14 protein-coding genes are annotated in these 18606 nt (G+C 56.4%); all 14 read right to left on the bottom strand.

The window, feature by feature from the left end; translation table 11 throughout:
• Positions 1–101 precede the first annotated feature (101 nt).
• The 14 genes from kefC to ileS all read right to left on the bottom strand — a co-directional run bounded on the left by kefC (position 102) and on the right by ileS (position 18569).
• Positions 102–1967, bottom strand: coding sequence for a glutathione-regulated potassium-efflux system protein KefC (gene kefC, locus F153LOC_RS10490; RefSeq protein WP_102104575.1), 1866 nt, complete (start codon positions 1965–1967; stop codon positions 102–104).
• Positions 1960–2490 (bottom strand): glutathione-regulated potassium-efflux system oxidoreductase KefF, encoded by a 531-nt coding sequence (gene kefF / locus F153LOC_RS10495; RefSeq protein ID WP_102104574.1) that lies wholly within the window; start codon positions 2488–2490, stop codon positions 1960–1962. Before kefF ends, kefC begins: the two co-directional genes overlap by 8 nt.
• Positions 2491–2586: 96 nt before the next feature.
• Positions 2587–3438, bottom strand: a complete 852-nt coding sequence (locus tag F153LOC_RS10500; RefSeq protein ID WP_102104573.1) for a 4Fe-4S binding protein — start codon at positions 3436–3438, stop codon at positions 2587–2589.
• Complete coding sequence (locus F153LOC_RS10505; RefSeq protein ID WP_102104572.1) at positions 3438–4262, bottom strand: DmsC/YnfH family molybdoenzyme membrane anchor subunit; 825 nt, start codon at positions 4260–4262, stop codon at positions 3438–3440. Before F153LOC_RS10505 ends, F153LOC_RS10500 begins: the two co-directional genes overlap by 1 nt.
• On the bottom strand, positions 4255–4884 hold the full coding sequence (locus tag F153LOC_RS10510) for a DMSO/selenate family reductase complex B subunit (RefSeq protein ID WP_102104571.1): 630 nt from the start codon (positions 4882–4884) through the stop codon (positions 4255–4257). Before F153LOC_RS10510 ends, F153LOC_RS10505 begins: the two co-directional genes overlap by 8 nt.
• Entirely contained in the window at positions 4871–7267 is a 2397-nt protein-coding gene (locus F153LOC_RS10515) for a DMSO/selenate family reductase complex A subunit (protein WP_102104570.1), read from the bottom strand. Before F153LOC_RS10515 ends, F153LOC_RS10510 begins: the two co-directional genes overlap by 14 nt.
• 119 nt (positions 7268–7386) lie before the next feature.
• A complete protein-coding gene (locus F153LOC_RS10520; protein WP_100777684.1) occupies positions 7387–7620 on the bottom strand; it encodes a YgdI/YgdR family lipoprotein in 234 nt (77 codons plus the stop codon).
• Positions 7621–7828: 208 nt separating this feature from the next.
• On the bottom strand, positions 7829–11053 hold the full coding sequence (gene carB / locus F153LOC_RS10525; RefSeq protein ID WP_100777685.1) for a carbamoyl-phosphate synthase large subunit: 3225 nt from the start codon (positions 11051–11053) through the stop codon (positions 7829–7831).
• Between the two features lie 18 nt (positions 11054–11071).
• Positions 11072–12220 (bottom strand): glutamine-hydrolyzing carbamoyl-phosphate synthase small subunit, encoded by a 1149-nt coding sequence (gene carA / locus F153LOC_RS10530; protein WP_102104569.1) that lies wholly within the window; start codon positions 12218–12220, stop codon positions 11072–11074.
• Between the two features lie 454 nt (positions 12221–12674).
• Positions 12675–13496 (bottom strand): 4-hydroxy-tetrahydrodipicolinate reductase, encoded by an 822-nt coding sequence (gene dapB / locus F153LOC_RS10535; protein ID WP_100777687.1) that lies wholly within the window; start codon positions 13494–13496, stop codon positions 12675–12677.
• A gap of 246 nt (positions 13497–13742) precedes the next feature.
• Entirely contained in the window at positions 13743–14693 is a 951-nt protein-coding gene (gene ispH, locus F153LOC_RS10540; protein WP_100777688.1) for a 4-hydroxy-3-methylbut-2-enyl diphosphate reductase, read from the bottom strand.
• Entirely contained in the window at positions 14674–15144 is a 471-nt protein-coding gene (gene fkpB, locus F153LOC_RS10545) for an FKBP-type peptidyl-prolyl cis-trans isomerase (RefSeq protein WP_095280714.1), read from the bottom strand. The genes ispH and fkpB overlap by 20 nt, the downstream gene beginning before the upstream one ends.
• 108 nt (positions 15145–15252) lie before the next feature.
• Positions 15253–15753, bottom strand: a complete 501-nt coding sequence (gene lspA / locus F153LOC_RS10550) for a signal peptidase II (protein WP_102104568.1) — start codon at positions 15751–15753, stop codon at positions 15253–15255.
• Positions 15753–18569 (bottom strand): isoleucine--tRNA ligase, encoded by a 2817-nt coding sequence (ileS, locus tag F153LOC_RS10555; protein WP_102104567.1) that lies wholly within the window; start codon positions 18567–18569, stop codon positions 15753–15755. The genes lspA and ileS overlap by 1 nt, the downstream gene beginning before the upstream one ends.
• Positions 18570–18606 lie beyond the last annotated feature (37 nt).

Raw genomic sequence — 18606 nt, forward strand, 5'->3', positions numbered from 1 at the left:
GATGCAAAAAATTGCCGCCACTATACGGAAAGCTTAATCTTTCGTCGACTGGCGGCAGAGTAAAGAACGGGAAATATTTCAATATTGCTGGCAACTCCTCTTCACGCGACAGGTTTACTCTCTGGCTCATCCTTCGGATCGCCAGTATGTTTACCCTCTTCCGTGCCTTGCCAGCCGTGACGCTGGGTCAACGACAGATGATTACGGTCTTCGTTGATGATCTCTGTCAGCATCGCGCTGGTGCGTTTCACGGCGGCGGCGCGGGACGTCGAATCATCATCGGCCATCTCAACCATCTCTTCGACCATATCGGTGTTAAAACGACGGAACAGATCGGCACGCTCACGCGCCTCATAGGCGCCAAGCCCCAAACCTTCCAGCGCCATACGCCCGGATTTCAGCGCCCCTTCGAATGTTTCACGCTCTGGCGCGTCCACCCCTGCCTGACGCAGCTTGATGTAATGGTCCACGTCGCGCGCCCGGGAGATGATTTTCAGGTTAGGGAAATGCTCCATGGCCAGTTCAGCTAACTGCAGGCTGGCCTGCGGATCGTCAATCGCATTGATCAGCACTTCGGCTTTCGCCGCTCCGGCGGACTCCAGCAGATCGACGCGTGTCGCATCGCCGTAGAAGACCTTCATACCGAATTTACGCAGGGTTTCGATATGATCGGGATCGTGATCCAGAATGACCATTTTCACGCCGCTGGAGAGCAGCAAACGGCCAGCGATCTGCCCGAAGCGGCCAAACCCGGCGATGATCACCCGCGGCTGTTCTTCGTCAATCTCATCGGCTTCGCGATCCTGCCCGCTGCCTGATTGTTCAAGACGCGTCAGGAGCACCAGCAGAATCGGCGTGGCGGCCATCGAGAGCGCCACCGCCAGCGTCAACGCTTTCGCCCACTCCGTATCCAGCACGTTCGCCATCTGCGCCGCGCCAAACACCACGAAGGCGAACTCGCTCCCCTGCCCCAGCAGCACGGCAAACCAGCGGCGCTGTTTATTCGGCACATTCAGCGGACGGGCGATCAGCCACAACATCCCCATTTTGATCACCAGGAAACCGGCCAGCAGAATGAGAATGCGCAGCGGGTGCGTCACCAGCGTCCCAAAGTCGATAGACATCCCGACGCCGATGAAAAACAGCCCCAGCAGCAGGCCTTTGAAGGGCTCGATATCGCTTTCAAGCGCATGTCGGTATTCGGAGCTGGCCAGCAACACGCCCGCCAGGAAAGCACCCATCGCCATCGACAGACCGGCCTCCTCAAGCAGCAAACCAAAGCCGAAGACCAGAAACAGCGCCACGGCGCTGAACACTTCGCGCAGGCCGGAGCGAGCCACAAAGCGCAGCAGCGGACGGGTCACATAGCGCCCTAACAAAATCACCAGCGCCAGCGCGCCTGCCACCTTTAGCGCCGACAGGGCAAAAGCACCCAGCGTGGTGGACGAACCGCTCGCCGCCAGCAGTGGGATCATTGCCACCAGCGGAATGGCGGCAATATCCTGGAACAGTAAAACGGAAAACGTGCTGCGCCCCATCTGGGAAACCGTCAGGTTGCGCTCATTCATCGCCTGCATGGCAATCGCCGTCGAGGAGAGCGCGAGCGTCATGCCGATAAGCTCGGCCACCTTCCAGTCCATCCCGAGCAGCATACAGAAGCCGCCCAGTAGTGCGCCGCAGGCCACCATCTGCAGTGCGCCGCCACCAAATACCGAGGCGCGCAGTTTCCACAGACGCTGCGGATCGAGTTCCAGGCCAATGACAAATAGCATCAGCACTACGCCGATCTCAGCGAAATGCAAAATGGACTCAGCGTCCGTAACCAGCCCCAGCCCCCACGGGCCGATGGCGCAACCGGCAATCAAATAGCCGAGAACCGATCCCAGACCCAGACGCACGGCAACCGGAACAATCAGCGCAGCGGCCCCCAGGTAGATCAGCGCCTGTATTAGCGTGTGGCTATCCATGGTGGTGCTCCTGCCAGTCGAGTAAACGTTGTTTATAGTGACGCGCCTGCGCCTGTAGTGTTTCGTCGTCACAGACAAAGGTGCAGTGCATGGCGAAAGGCGGCAGCCACTGCAATCCGCAGTAGATTGCCGTCGCCTGCAGCGGCTGAGACAGCACCTCAAACCCGGGATGTTGGCCGATCTCGAAATGGCTTTCGCCGCCGCCAGTGGTAACGGCCCACATCAGGCTTTTACCTTTTAGCGCGTGGCCGTTGTGCCCGTACGCCCAGCCGTGGGAGAAGACTTTGTCGATCCACAGTTTGAGCAGCGGCGGCGTGCTGTACCACTGCATGGGATGCTGCCAGACGATAAGATCCGCGCGGGAGATGGCCTCCTGTTCGGCGGCGATATCGATGTTGAAGTCGGGGTAGAGTTGATAGAGGGAGCGTATCTCAACGCCGTCGATTTCCCTGGCTTGTTCAAGCATCCGCTTATTCGCGTGCGAGTGCTGCGGATAAGGATGCGCATAAATTATCAGAATCATTCGGAGCTCTTAACGAGAGGAACATCTGATCAAGCATATCCCATTGGCGGTAAAACAAAAACGAGATACATAAGCCCGGTTAATATGACAGGGGCGTCACCGCATTCCGTGATGATGCTGGCGGCAAATCGGACACAGCGACGCCTGCGGGTGCCAGGCATAAAATGGGCGGGAGCACGCCGGGCATGAGGTCTCAAACAGAGCGTGAACGGCAGGAGCCGCTCTCCCCGTCGCAGGCGCTATGGAAATGGCATCGACAGGACAGACCGCCTCGCACGCTTTACAGCCGTGACACTGCCGGGCATCGAGGGTAAAGGAACCCGCCTTGAGCACGACGGCTTTTGAGGAACAGACCCGGCTGCACGCCGCGCAGGCCACACACGTTTCAGTGTCGAGGTGCAGCGTAAACTGATGATACTGCGGAAATGCCTTTGACAGCGGCTCCACCGCGACCGAAACGCCCTTCTCCAGACCAGACAAACGGCGGCGTCCACGATTGAGGGACGCGTGCTGCGGCGGATAAATTTGCCAGGTTGGCTCATCCAGCTCGCGCAGTTTTAGATTGAGCGCCGCGATAGCAACGCCCCAGTGAGGATGTTCATCCAGATCAATTTCGACGCCACGAATATGATGCTGGACATGCCACAGCAACAGTTCATTGATTTCCGGTGCAATGGATGTGAAAGGTGCGATTAAGCGTTGCGCGCTGAGGTGTCTTCGGGGCGGCTCCAGGTGCGCAATGGCCTCCACGGGGCAGACAAACAGACAGCGCCCACAGCCCAGGCAAAGATCTTGGTTCAGCGCCGCGCCCTCACGGGTGATACTCAGCGCACCTGCCGGACAGGTGTCAACGCAGGCACGGCAGGTTGCACGTCGAAGCGAGCGGCGTAAACATGACTCGCCCACCGCAGGAGGCGGTGGGGAGTCAGCGAAAGCAAAACGAAACATCAGTGAATGCTAAAGAACACAAAGCGCAGCAGGACTTCTGCTACCAGCAGTAACACGCCCCCCACATACAGCCACACCTGGCGACGGCCAAGTGCGCCATATGCAAAGGCCAGCATGCCGACGACAGAAAGGCTCCAGCCCCATAAACGCAGCTGTGCGGTTGCCTGAAACGCCTCCAGCGGCTGATGCGGGAACGTCAGCGCGTCAGTCAGTCCGGCTCCGGCCAGCCACGACAGGTAAGGCATTTGCACCAGCAACCGAACCAGAACGGCGGCCACGATCAGCCCCATCATCCAGCGTGTCAGGGAGCTATTGCGTATAGGCAGCACCGCACTCGCCACCACCGCACCGACAATGACGACCGAGCCATAGAACATGACCAGGGTGTTGGCATGCATCCAGGTGATCACCGAGGTATGCATGTAGATTTGGCTCATGCAAAACACATCAACCAGCCCTGCCAGCAGCGCCAACGGCATCAGCACTTTCCACAGCGCAACGTTCATCAGCGAGGCCAAAAAACCCAATCCGGCGACGGCCAGGAACAGACTGGCAAATACGATTTCCCGGCTTAGCCACGAGCTACTGAAATGGCGCAGCGCGTTGAAGGCGTTAAGCGGATACCCCAGATGGAATACCGATGCCAGCAGGCCAAGTCCGGCCATTACGCAGACAATGAAGACCGGCATACGCGTGCGTTCCGTTGGCATTCGTGCGGAATAGTTCTGCGTTGTGCCAGCGCACAGGTTTAAGCTCACAAACAGCGTCAGCCCGACGGCCCCCTGCAGCAGCAGGGTAAACATTAATAGCGGCCACTCATGCATGAGGCTTCTCCTTTTTCTCCGCACCCTGATGCGCTTTGATCACCAGGTTTGGCTGCGTGATCGCCGAATCAGGCAATCCCTTCACATCGCAAAAGTCGCCATATTTTTGGCGTAATTCCTCAATCGGGCCGAACTGAATTGCCCCCAGCGGGCAGGTTGCAACGCAGATCGGCTGCTCGCCCTTCGCCTGCAGATCCACACAAAAATCGCACTTCGACATTTGTCCGGTCTGCTCATTCAGCTGCGGCGCGCCATAAGGGCAGGACCATGCGCAGTATCCGCAGCCCACGCATTTATCCGTGTTCACCCTGACAATCCCGTCGCCAGGCCGTTTGTGCATCGCGGTGGTTGGGCAATTTTTCGTACAGACAGGATCTGCGCAATGATTGCAGGAGATAGAGAGCGTGTACGCGAAGACATTATTCTGCATGCCTCCCTGCCCCGTAGGCATAAAACCGCCGCCAGTCACTTCGTAAACCCGGCGAAAACGGCGCCCCACGTCCAGATTATTTTTATCTTTGCACGCGACCTGGCAGGCCTTGCAGCCGGAACAGCGTGAAGAATCGATAAAGAACCCGAGCTGCTTATCGCTCACGGGCGCAAAGTCCTTAAACTGACTCATGCTTCGCTACCTCCACCAGCATGGTTTGATGAGAATTCCCTTTCGCCAGCGCCGTAATTCGCGACGAGCTAAGTACGTTGGCACATCCGCCATGATCGATCCCTTGCGCATCGGGCTGCCACCAGGCACCAGCCTGCATGGCGACGACGCCTGGGATAATACGCGGCGTCACTTCCGCCTCTACCAGGCTCACACCGCGAGCGTTATGAATGCGCACCTTGTCGCCTTGCACGATCCCGCGCGTCTCAGCATCCCGTGGGTTAATCCACAGTTTTTGTGTCTGCACCTCCTGCAGCCAGGGGTTAGCGTACTGAGTTGAGTTCGCCCGGTTTTTGCCTTTCCAGGTAATGAGCTGCAAAGGGAACTGCTTCGCTAAAGGATCTTCCGGCCCTTCGTGCGCGGGCACATAGTGGGAAAGCGCTGGAATTTCCGGATGCTGCATGTCATACAACCGCTTCGAAAAAATTTCGATCTTGCCGGACGGCGTCGGGAAAGGATGGTTATCCGGATCGCGGATGTTCTCCTCAAAGGCCACCCATGGGGCGCTCTTAAACAGATGACGGCGCTGGACCTGCAGTTGTTCAAAGGTCGGAAGATGTTCATCCGGCATCGACAGCCGGGTGTTTTCCCAGATGTGCTCGATCCACTGTTTCTCATCCCGTCCCTGACTGAACTCTGCTTCCACGCCAAGTTTTGCCGCTACTTCGCGCTGCCACTCATAGTCGCTCCGGCGCTCAAACTCCGGATCGATGAGCTTTTCTGATAGCACCAGATAATTTGCCGTCCCCCAGGTTTCACCGATATTCCAGCGCTCCATAAAGCTGGTTTCTGGCAAAAGCAGGTCGGCATATTTCGCGCTGGGGCTCATGTTGAGATCGCTGACGACGATAAACTCGATTTTCGATTCGTCCTCAAGCACTTTCACCGTCTGGTTAACGTCCGGGTTTTGGTTCGCCAGATAGTTACCTGCCAGCGAGAACAGGATGCGGATGTTGCTGCTGAGTTTCTCGGCCCCTTTCAGGCCATCGTCCGGGCTGACTTTACTGGCATCTTCTGCCGCCTGGACCCAGTTCATGATGGAGATACTCTCCTTAACAGGGTTCTCCAGCGTTTCGGTGCCGGTGGTGAATTTTCGGTTGGCACATCCGCCGTAGCCTGCGGCCCAACCGCCCATCACGCCGACATTGCCGGTCAGCGTGGCTAGCAGCGTGGAGCCTCTGGCGGTACGTTCACCGCAGTTATGTCGTTGCGGACCCCAGCCCTGAATCAGCGCCGCCGGTTTGGTGGTAGCGTAATCGCGCGCCAGCTGGCGAATCGTCTGCGCGGGAACGTGGGTGATTTTCTCGGCCCATTCGGGGGTCTTCACCACGCCGTCTTTTTTCCCCATCAGATAGGCCATCAGCGACTCATTCGCCGGAACGCCCTCTGGCATCGAATCCTCGTCGAAGCCGAGCGTGTGACGGGCGATAAAGTTTTTGTCGTGCAGATCCTCGCTGATGATGACGTACATCATCGCATCCATCAGCGCATTGTCGGTCGTCGGCAGCAGCGGGATCCACTCATCCGCCAGCGACGACGTGGTGTCAGAATAACGTGGGTCAACCACGATGAAGCGGGTGCCGTTTTGCTTCATCTGTTGGAAATAGTGGTTGGTGTGACCAAAAATCGTCTCGGTAGGATTGTGCCCCCAGAGGATCACCAGCGGGGTGTCTTTCAGGGTATCGAGGGAGTTTCCGCTGGCCGCGATGCCGTAAGTGTACGGCGTGGCCGCCACGGTATTCCCGAGGCTGACGGAGTGGTAGTACGAGAGATACCCGCCGGTGAGATTCAGCAGGCGTTTCATCATCCCGTCGCCGGAAAACGCCCCGCCGCTGGTGGCGGTATTGTTATGCATAAACCGCGATGCCGGGCCATATTTCGCCGTGATCCGCGTGAGGTTATCCGCAATCATCGTCGTGGCTTCATCCCAGGAGATGCGCTCGAACTTCCCTTCCCCGCGCTTGCCCACGCGTTTCATCGGGTATTTGAGACGATCGGGATGATAGACGAATTTACGGTATCCACGACCACGCACGCAGGCGCGCATAATCGGCATATCAGGATCGAGTTCATTATCGGGGCGAGTGGTGATTCGCGTGACAACGCCCTCTGAAACATGAGCGCGAATATCACATTTTCCGCCGCAGTCGAAGGTGCTGCAGGTTGCGACCACTTTTTCCATCGACGGTGAGTCCGGTACGACGGCAGTCGTGTCAGCGACATCAGCGGAACGTGCAGTGCGGGATACAAAAGGAAGGGTCAGGAGTAAAGAACCCGATTTGAGGACGTTACGCCGTGAAATTTCTAAACCTTGCTTATCTGGTGCTTTTTGATGTTCTTCCATAATCACTCTCCATTTTTCAGAGCGTGATTCTCGCTTACCTCCTAAGGATTACGGTTGATATTCGTCAAGGATTAGATACAGCGGCGAAGCGCCGCTGTAAGAAAAAAAATGAATGAGAATTAGTTATCTAATTCACTCATGTTCTTAACCTGATCGCGGTTAATTTGCTCGGTTTTACCGGTTTGTGCATTTTTATAGGAAACCAGACCGGTGTCGTCATCGACCTGTGGTTTACCGTCGGTGACGATGGTTCTGCCATCCGTGGTTTCCACTGCCTGGTTAGATGAACAACCAGCAACGGTGAAGAGAGCTGCGGCAGCAAAAATTGAGGTGGCCAGAAGTTTATTTCGCATGGTGTTCTCCCTGCTTTTCAGTTGAATTTAATTATCGACCTAACCATTTTAGGCTAACTGACTGAAGAGAGATGGAAAACCAGAAGACTCTGAAGTGGAACGAAGAGGCGTTTATTGTAGGCGGGTAAGCGAAACGCCACCCGCCAGAGGCTTGCGCGAACAAAAACGTGCCGGGTGACAGCTTCGCCTTTCCCGGCCTGCAACACCGTTACTTGTTAATCTGCGCGTGCATTTCCTGCACCGAAATCACTTTCTCGGTGGCATCCGCGTTCAGCGCCATGGCTGTCGCGAAACCGCCGTTCAGGGTGGTGTCGTAATGCACTTTGTACTGCAGCGCGCTGCGGCGAATCAGCTTGGAGTCTTCAATCGCCTGACGACCTGCGGTGGTGTTGATGATGTAGGTGTACTCGCCATTCTTGATACGGTCCTGAATGTGCGGACGACCTTCATGAACCTTGTTGACCAGACGCGGGTTGATACCAGCTTCACCCAGTACGATAGCCGTACCATGGGTGGCATCCAGTTCAAAGCCCTGTTTCAGCAGTTTCGCTGCAAGGTCAACCACACGTTCTTTATCCCCTTCACGCACGGAGAGCAGCGCGCGGCCCTGCTTTCTCATGGTTGAGCTGCTGCCCAGCTGCGCCTTGGCGAAAGCTTCTGCGAAGGTACGACCCACACCCATAACTTCACCGGTGGAGCGCATTTCTGGCCCTAACAGCGGGTCAACGCCCGGGAATTTGTTGAACGGCAGCACCACCTCTTTCACCGAGTAGTACGGTGGGATGATCTCTTTGGTGACGCCCTGCTGGGTCAGCGTCTGGCCCGCCATCACGCGTGCCGCCACTTTCGCCAGCGGGATACCGGTGGCTTTGGAGACGAACGGTACGGTACGCGCCGCACGCGGGTTAACTTCAATCAGATAGACTTCGTTATCTTTCACCGCGAACTGGACGTTCATCAAACCGCGCACCTGCAGCTCGAAGGCCAGTTTCTGCACCTGCTGGCGCATCACATCCTGAATTTCCTGGCTCAGGGTGTAGGCTGGCAGAGAACATGCGGAGTCACCGGAGTGTACGCCTGCCTGTTCGATGTGCTCCATGATGCCACCAATCAGCACCATTTCGCCGTCGCAGATGGCATCCACGTCCACTTCTACCGCGTCGTCGAGGAAACGGTCGAGCAGCACTGGCGCATCGTTAGAGACGCTCACCGCCGTCTGGAAGTAGCGACGCAGGTCGGCTTCGTCGTAGACGATTTCCATCGCACGGCCGCCCAGCACGTAGGACGGGCGCACCACCAGCGGATAACCAATCTCTTTCGCTTTCTCAACAGCCATCTCAATCGCAGTGACGGTGGCGTTGGCCGGTTGCTTCAGCTTCAGACGGTCTACCGCCTGCTGGAAACGCTCGCGGTCTTCTGCGCGGTCAATCGCATCCGGGCTGGTGCCGATAACCGGTACGCCTGCCGCTTCCAGCGCGCGCGCCAGTTTCAGCGGGGTCTGGCCGCCGTACTGCACGATAACGCCCTTCGGCTTCTCGATGCGCACGATTTCCAGCACGTCTTCCAGGGTCACCGGCTCGAAATAGAGGCGGTCAGAGGTGTCGTAGTCGGTCGATACCGTTTCCGGGTTACAGTTGACCATGATGGTCTCGTAACCGTCTTCACGCAGCGCCAGAGAGGCGTGTACGCAGCAGTAGTCAAACTCGATGCCCTGGCCGATACGGTTTGGACCGCCGCCCAGCACCATAATTTTGTCGCGGTCTACGGACGGATTCGCTTCGCACTCGTCTTCATAAGTGGAGTACATGTAGGCGGTGTCGGTTGCGAACTCGGCGGCGCAGGTGTCCACGCGTTTGTAGACCGGGTGCAGGTTGTACTGGTCACGCAGCTTGCGGATTTCAGATTCACGCACGCCCGCCAGTTTAGCCAGACGCGCATCGGCAAAGCCTTTACGCTTCAGCATACGCAGGAAGTCCGCGTCGAGACCGGTGATACCCATCTCAGCCACTTTCTCTTCCAGTCGCACCAGCTCTTCAATTTGCACCAGGAACCAGCGGTCGATGTTGGTCAGGTTAAAGACGCCATCCACGGAGAGGCCCGCGCGGAACGCATCGGCGATGTACCAGATACGCTCAGCGCCTGCGTCTTTCAGTTCACGACGGATTTTGGTCAGCGCTTCCGGGTCATCGAGGCTCACTTTCGGGTCGAAGCCCATTGCGCCCACTTCCAGGCCACGCAGCGCTTTCTGCAGGGATTCCTGCTGAGTGCGGCCAATCGCCATCACTTCGCCGACGGATTTCATCTGGGTCGTCAGACGGTCGTTTGCGCCCGCGAATTTCTCGAAGTTAAAGCGAGGAATTTTGGTCACAACATAGTCGATAGACGGCTCAAACGACGCCGGAGTGCGACCACCGGTGATGTCGTTCATCAGCTCGTCGAGGGTGTAACCTACCGCCAGTTTCGCCGCCACTTTCGCAATCGGGAAGCCGGTCGCTTTGGATGCCAGCGCCGAGGAGCGTGAAACGCGCGGGTTCATTTCGATAACAATCAGGCGACCGTTTTTCGGGTTCACGGAGAACTGCACGTTAGAACCGCCGGTTTCGACGCCGATTTCACGCAGTACCGCCATCGAGGCGTTACGCATGATTTGATACTCTTTGTCGGTCAGCGTCTGGGCTGGCGCGACGGTGATGGAGTCACCGGTGTGGATGCCCATCGCATCGAAGTTTTCGATTGAGCAGACGATGATGCAGTTGTCGTTTTTATCACGCACCACTTCCATCTCGTACTCTTTCCAGCCAATCAGCGACTCATCAATCAGCAGCTCTTTGGTTGGGGACAGATCCAGACCGCGTTCGCAAATTTCTTCGAACTCTTCGCGGTTGTAAGCGATACCGCCACCGGTGCCGCCCATGGTGAAGGACGGACGGATGATGCACGGATAGCCCACGTCAGCGGCAACCGCCAGCGCTTCTTCCATGGTGTGTGCGATGCCGGAGCGCGCGGTGTCGAGGCCGATTTTTTTCATCGCCACGTCGAAACGGCGGCGGTCTTCAGCTTTATCAATCGCGTCGGCGGTGGCACCTATCATGGTCACACCGAATTCCGCCAGCACGCCCTGACGTTCCAGTTCCAGCGCACAGTTCAGCGCGGTCTGGCCGCCCATGGTTGGCAGTACGGCGTCCGGACGCTCTTTTTCGATGATTTTGCGCACCACTTCCCAGTGAATCGGCTCGATGTAGGTCGCATCGGCCATTTCCGGGTCGGTCATGATGGTGGCTGGGTTAGAGTTCACCAGGATTACGCGGTAACCCTCTTCGCGCAGGGCTTTACACGCCTGTGCTCCGGAGTAGTCGAATTCGCAGGCCTGGCCGATGACAATCGGGCCAGCGCCAAGGATCAGGATGCTTTTTATATCTGTACGTTTTGGCATGGTGTTCTCGGCTCCTGATTATTTAGCGGTCTGACGGTATTGCTCGATAAGTTCGATGAAGTGATCGAACAGCGGCGCGGCATCGTGCGGGCCTGGGCTGGCTTCCGGGTGACCCTGGAAGCTGAACGCCGGTTTGTCGGTGCGATGGATACCCTGCAGGGTATGGTCGAACAGCGACTTGTGGGTGACGCGCAGGTTGGCGGGCATTGACGCCTCATCCACCGCAAAACCGTGGTTTTGCGCGGTAATCATCACCGTGTTGTTGTCGATATCTTTCACCGGGTGGTTTCCACCGTGGTGGCCGAACTTCATCTTGATGGTTTTCGCACCGCTCGCCAGCGCCAGCAGCTGATGGCCGAGGCAGATACCAAACACCGGAATATCGGTTTCGAGGAAGCGTTTAATCGCTTCAATCGCGTAATCACACGGTGCCGGGTCACCCGGGCCGTTGGAGAGGAAGATCCCATCCGGGTTCATCGCCAGCACGTCTTCGGCCGGGGTTTTCGCCGGAACGACTGTCAGGCGGCAGCCGCGATCCACCAGCATGCGCAGGATGTTGCGCTTCGCGCCGTAGTCGTAAGCCACCACGTGGAACGGCAGCTCGTCTTCTTTTTTGGCTTCTGGCAGTTCACCTGCCAGCGTCCAGCTCCCCTGGGTCCAGCTGTAGGCTTCCGCTGTGGTCACTTCTTTCGCCAGATCCATCCCGTTCAGGCCAGGGAAAGCTTTCGCTTTTTCCTGCGCCAGTGCCGCATCCAGGTTGTCGCCTGCGATGATGCAGCCGTTCTGTGCGCCCTTCTCGCGCAGCAAACGGGTCAGCTTACGGGTATCGATATCGGCAATCGCCACGATGTTGTGACGCTTCAGGTAAGAAGAGAGGTCTTCAGTATTGCGGTAGTTGCTGGCAATCAGCGGCAGGTCGCGAATAATCAGACCTTGCGCGTGAACCTGAGAGGATTCTGCATCGGCTTCGTTGGTGCCGACATTACCAATATGAGGATAAGTAAGGGTGACGATTTGGCGGGAATAGGAAGGATCAGTGAGGATTTCTTGATAACCGGTCATTGAAGTATTGAAAACGACTTCCCCAACCGCCGAACCTGTTGCCCCTATGGCCCGACCGATAAACTGGGTTCCGTCTTCCAGAACCAATAGCGCTGACTTAATCAAAACACCCTCCAGAGAATATTCACTCACTTTATCTGCATATTAATTCACAACGGCGTTATGAATCAATGCAAATTTGTTTCCCGCGGATTTTCGGCAAACGGCGGCATTCTGGGGATTTAGAGGGGTAAAGTCAACTCAAAATGGCTTTTTTGTTTATTATTTTACGCAGCTTTGGCGTTTAACGGAGTTTAAGCCATAAAAAGATCAACAAAATCACGTTAGAAAACGTTTGTACGCTGAGTTTAGTGAGATTTGATGAGGTAGCACAACAAAAACCAGACCAAATGGTCAAAATTTACAGTGCGATAACAAAAAAAAGAGAGATAACTGTAACTTTACTCAACAATATTACGAAATACACTTCAAACTGGAAAAATAAAAGGGCAATAAAATATTGCCCTGTGCAATCAATCAATTAAGACTGCAATAACCACATCACGATGGGTAATAACACTTATAAATCGTTAAGATTAAGCACATCTCTCATGTCAAAAAGACCATTATCTAAACTTTTTAGCCACAATGCGGAGCGCACAGCGCCGTTGGCAAAGGTCATGCGGCTGGATGCTTTATGGGTAATCTCCACGCGCTCGCCGATATCGGCGAAGATCGCCGTATGTTCGCCGACGATATCCCCCGCTCGCACCGTAGCAAACCCAATCGTGCCCGGAACACGCTCGCCCGTATGCCCTTCGCGAGAATAGACCGCGCAGTCCTTTAAATCCTTATCAAGTGCATAAGCAATCGCTTCGCCCATCGCCAGCGCCGTACCGGATGGGGCATCCACTTTGTGGCGGTGGTGCGCTTCGATAATTTCGATATCCGTGTAGTCGCCCATCACTTTCGCGGCTTTCTCCAGCAGCTTGAGCATGACGTTAACGCCCACGCTAAAGTTAGCGGCGAAGACAATCGCAATCTCCTGGGAAGCGTCTTTGATCGCCTGTTTGCCCGCGTCGTCAAAACCGGTGGTGCCGATGACCATTCCTTTACCGTGCTGACGGCAAAAGGCCAGATGGTGTAGCGTCCCTTCCGGGCGCGTGAAATCGATGAACACGTCAAAATCGTCTTTCACCGCATCCAGACTGCTTTGCACGGTTACGCCCGTCTTGCCCACACCCGCCAGTTCACCCGCATCGGTTCCAAGAAGCGAGGAGCCGTCGCGCTCCAGCGCCGCGCCAAGCGCAACGCCGTCTAACTGCAGCGCTGCCTGAATTAACTGACGGCCCATACGGCCACCCGCGCCCGCTATCGCGACACGCACCTGTGCATCATGCATAGTTATTCTCTTACGTTAAAAGTATGTAAATCGTTTTCAGATTAACCAGCCTGTGACGAAGCCGCTATCTTAAAACGCCGATAATTAGAATTTTATGATAAACAGGCGGCAGTATCAGTAAAAGACATGAGGATCAGCGAAAACCGCATGATTCACGCAAAGGGTGGAACTGTCGGGTTCATCACAGGGAATCAGACAAAAAAATGCCGGTCTCTTTCGGGACCGGCATTTTCTAAACAGAGAGGATTATTCGACTTCTTTCGCGTCGATGCGCAGCTCTTTCGGCACTTCAAAAACGATATTCTCTTCGCGACCTTCCAGCGGAACAGCTTCGCCGCCGCCCAGCTCCTGCAAACGCTTAATCACGTTTTGCACCAGAATGTCCGGCGCGGAGGCACCGGCGGTCACGCCGACACAGGCTGCGTTTTTGACCCACGCTTCCTGAATGTCCGTGGCGTCATCAATCAGAAACGCGGTTTTCCCCATACGCTGCGCCAGTTCGGCCAGACGGTTGGAGTTGGAAGAGTTTTTGGAACCGACCACCAGCACCACATCCGCCTGCTCGGCCAGCGCGCGCACCGCTTCCTGACGATTGGTGGTGGCGTAGCAGATGTCATCTTTGCGCGGCCCGACGATTTTCGGGAACCGACTGCGCAGGGCATCGATCACATCAGAGGTGTCGTCTACCGAGAGCGTCGTCTGGGTCATGAACGACAGGCGCGCTTCGTTTTTCACTTCCAGCGACAGCACATCGTCCGGCGACTCAACCAGGTACATTCCCCCTTCCGGGTTGCTGTACTGGCCCATCGTGCCTTCCACTTCTGGATGGCCGGCGTGGCCAATCAGAATCGACTCTTCACCACGACGGCTGGCGCGGGCGACTTCCATATGCACTTTGGTCACCAACGGACAGGTGGCGTCGAAGACCGTCAGGTCACGACTTTTCGCTTCGTTACGCACCGCCTGCGAGACGCCGTGCGCCGAGAAGATCAGGATCGCGCCGTCAGGCACTTCACTGATCTGCTCGATAAAGATTGCGCCGCGCTCGCGCAGGCTGTCTACCACATAGCGGTTGTGGACCACTTCGTGACGGACATAAATCGGCGCGCCGTAAATTTCCAGCGCGTTTTCAACAATGCTGATAGCGCGGTCTACTCCGGCACAAAAACCGCGCGGGTTAGCCAACAGGATCTGCATTTACTTCCTCCAGCGCCGGGTCGATCTCCAGCACTTCAACATCAAAATGGACGGTACGCCCGGCCAGCGGATGGTTGAAATCAACGGTGATGGAATCGCCATTAATTTCACGGATCACGCCAGGCATTTCGCTGCCATCCATAGCGGTAAAGAGCATAATCGCGCCGATTTCCGGCTCGCCCGCGTCCATGAATTCACGGCGCGAGAAATACTGGATCAGATCCGGGGTTGGCACGCCAAACGCCGCATCAGGCTCGAGAGAGAAGGCTTTTTTCTCACCCTCTTTCAGCCCAAGCAACTGCTGCTCCAGACCTTCCGAAAGAGAGGTGTCACCCAGGCGGAACAGCGCAGGTTTGCCGTTATTGCGGGTCGATTCCGCAGTGGAACCGTCGTCCAGTTTCAGCGTGAAATGGACCAGCACCGCGCTATTGCTCTGTATGGATTTTGACATGCCGATTTGCTCGCTTGTTTTGCCTCAACGGTTTGCCCGATGGCACCTGGCTTCCGGGCTTACGTGAGGCACATATTCTGTAGGCCGGGTCACACCCGGCCTTTACATTTACGCCTGCTCTTTCGCTGCGGGTTTAGGCAAGAAACCTTCCAGCACAATCAACGCGGCGCCGATGCAAATTGCGCTATCAGCCAGGTTGAAGGTGGCGAAGTGCCAGTTACCGACGTAGAAGTCGATCATATCGACCACAAAGCCGTGCCACAGACGGTCAAACAGGTTACCCAGCGCACCGCCAATGATCAGCGCGTAGGCGATGTTGGTCAGCTTCTGCGTCGCTTTTGAGCGATACATCAGCACCGCGAGGATCACGCAGATACCGATAGCGATACCTGCGAAGAACCAGCGCTGCCAACCCCCGCTGTCGGCGAGGAAGCTGAACGCCGCGCCGTAGTTGCGCGCGTAATGCAGATTAAGTGACGGGAACAGCGGAACCGTATCCCCCAGAGCAAAGTTCTGGAGGATCAGGAACTTGCTGCCCAGATCAATAATCAGTACGACGACGACCAGCCACAGCCAGCGCAGTCCTGTTGCACAGAGACATTTACTCATCAGGCAAACTTACGTTTTTCGCCATCACCGGCGATGTTGCTGACACAGCGTCCACAGATATCTGCGTGTTCCGCCACCTGGCCAATATCGTTGGTGTAATGCCAGCAGCGCGGACATTTCTCACCTTCGGCTTTGCTCAGCGCCACTTTCAGCCCTTTGAGCAGCTCGCTCTGCTGGGCATCGGCAGTCGCCTGTGCATAATCGGCAACGCTGGCACCTGAGGTCAACAGGACAAATCGCAATTCATCGCCCAGCGCCGTCAGTTTCGCCGCCAGCTCAGGTTCTGCGTACAGGGTCACTGCCGCTTCCAGAGAGCCACCGACTTTCTTGTCAGCACGCGCCTGTTCGATAACCTTGTTCACTTCGCCACGCACTTTCAGCAGCTCGTCCCAGAAGGTATCGTTCATGGCTTCAGTCTCAGCCAGACCAAACAGGCCAGTGTACCATTCGCCGGTGAAGACGTACTTCTCGCGCTCGCCTGGCAGGTAGCCCCAGATTTCGTCTGCGGTGAAGGACATGATCGGTGCCATCCAGCGAACCAGCGCTTCTGCGATGTGATACAGCGCAGTCTGGCAGCTGCGACGCGCCACGCTGTCTGCTTTCGCGGTGTACTGGCGGTCTTTAATGATGTCGAGGTAGAACGAGCCCATCTCGATGGAGCAGAAACGCATCAGGCGCTGCACCACTTCGTGGAAGTCGTAAGACTCGTAGGCTTTCAGAATGTCTTCCTGCGCCGCTTGCGCGCAGCCCACAGCCCAACGATCCAGCACGACCATCTCTTCCGGTTTCACCATGTCTTTGACCGGGTCGAAACCGTTCAGGTTAGCGAGCAGGAAGCGCGCGGTGTTACGGATACGACGATAGCTGTCGGCAGCACGTTTGAGGATCTCATCGGAAACCGCCATTTCGCCGGTGTAGTCCGTAGAGGCCACCCACAGACGCAGAATGTCCGCGCCCAGTTTGTTCATCACATCCTGCGGAGAAACGGTGTTACCGATGGATTTGGACATCTTGCGTCCCTGACCATCCACAGTAAAGCCGTGCGTCAGAACCTGACGGTATGGCGCTTTACCTTTCATCGCGGTGGAGATCATCAGAGATGACATGAACCAGCCGCGGTGTTGGTCAGAACCTTCCAGGTACATATCCGCCGCATGGCCATAGAACTCAGGGCGCACATCCACTACAGAAGAGTGGGTAGAGCCGGAGTCGAACCATACGTCGAGGGTGTCTGGTACTTTCTCGTAGTTGGCCGCGTCATCGCCCAGGATCTCTTTCGAGTCCAGATCCCACCACGCCTGGATGCCATCCACTTCAACGCGTTTGGCGACTTCTTCCATCAGCTCCAGCGAGCGAGGGTGAAGCTCCTGCGTCTCTTTGTGAACGAACAGGGACATCGGCACGCCCCAGGTACGCTGACGGGAGATACACCAGTCAGGACGGTTCGCGACCATGGATTCGATACGCGCCTGGCCCCAGTCTGGGATCCACTGCACGCCTTTGATCTCTTTTAGAGACTGCTCGCGCAGGCCTTTCTGATCCATGCTGATGAACCACTGCGGGGTCGCACGGAAGATGATTGGCGACTTGTGACGCCAGCAGCACGGATAGCTGTGCTGCATCTTCTCAACGTGCAGCAGAGCACCGCTGGTGCGCAGCATGTCGACAATGATGTCGTTCGCTTTAAAGACGTTGATACCGTCCAGCGCCGGGTAGGTGCCTGGCAGGTATGCGCCGTCTGGCCCGACCGGGTTGGCGATTTCCAGACCGTATTTCAGGCTGATGTTGTAGTCATCCGGGCCGTGGCCACCGGCGGTGTGTACCGCACCGGTACCAGCGTCCAGCGTAACGTGATCGCCAAGAATGGCCGGCACGTCGAAATCGAGGAACGGGTGTTTGAAGCGCATCAGTTCAAGCTCAGCGCCGTTCACGGTGCCCAGCACGGCGTATTCGCTGATGTTTGCGCGTTTCAGGACACTCTCAACCAGATCTTTAGCCAGAATCACCGCCTGGCCTTCAACCTGTACCAGCGCGTAATCGAAGTCCGCAGACAGGGAGATTGCGCGGTTCGCAGGCAGGGTCCACGGGGTAGTGGTCCAGATAACCAGGGAAATTGGGCCGTTGACGGAGGTCACGCCGAATTTGGCTTTCACCGCGTCCTGATCTACCGCGTGGAACGCCACGTCGATAGACGGAGAGGTTTTGTCGTAATATTCCACTTCCGCTTCTGCCAGCGCAGAACGGCAGTCAACGCACCAGTGCACAGGCTTCGCGCCTTTATGCAGATGGCCGTTACCGATGATTTTGCCCAGAGCGCGAATAATGTTGGCTTCAGTTTTGAAGTCCATCGTCAGGTATGGACGAGACCAGTCGCCCAGCACGCCCAGACGGATAAAGTCTTTACGCTGGCCATCAACCTGCGCGGCCGCGTATTCGCGGCATTTTGCACGGAACTCGGCGGCGGTGAATTTCTCACCTGGCTTGCCGTATTCCTGCTCCACTTTCAGCTCGATCGGCAGACCGTGGCAGTCCCAGCCCGGAACGTAAGGCGAGTCAAAACCGGTGAGTCCTTTGGACTTCACGATAATGTCTTTCAGAATCTTGTTTACAGAGTGACCAATATGAATGCTGCCATTCGCATATGGAGGGCCATCATGCAGAATGAAGGTTTTTTTGCCTTTTTTGGCTGCACGGATGATGCCGTACAGGTCATCATCGGTCCAACGCGCCAGCATTCCCGGTTCACGCTTGGCGAGATCGCCGCGCATCGGGAACCCTGTTTCCGGCAAATTCAGGGTTGATTTATAGTCACTCATCAGATTCTCGGTTCCGTATTTAAAACTCGTTCAGGCA

Source organism: Lelliottia sp. F153, from assembly GCF_002870005.1.
GTDB lineage: Bacteria > Pseudomonadota > Gammaproteobacteria > Enterobacterales > Enterobacteriaceae > Enterobacter > Enterobacter nimipressuralis.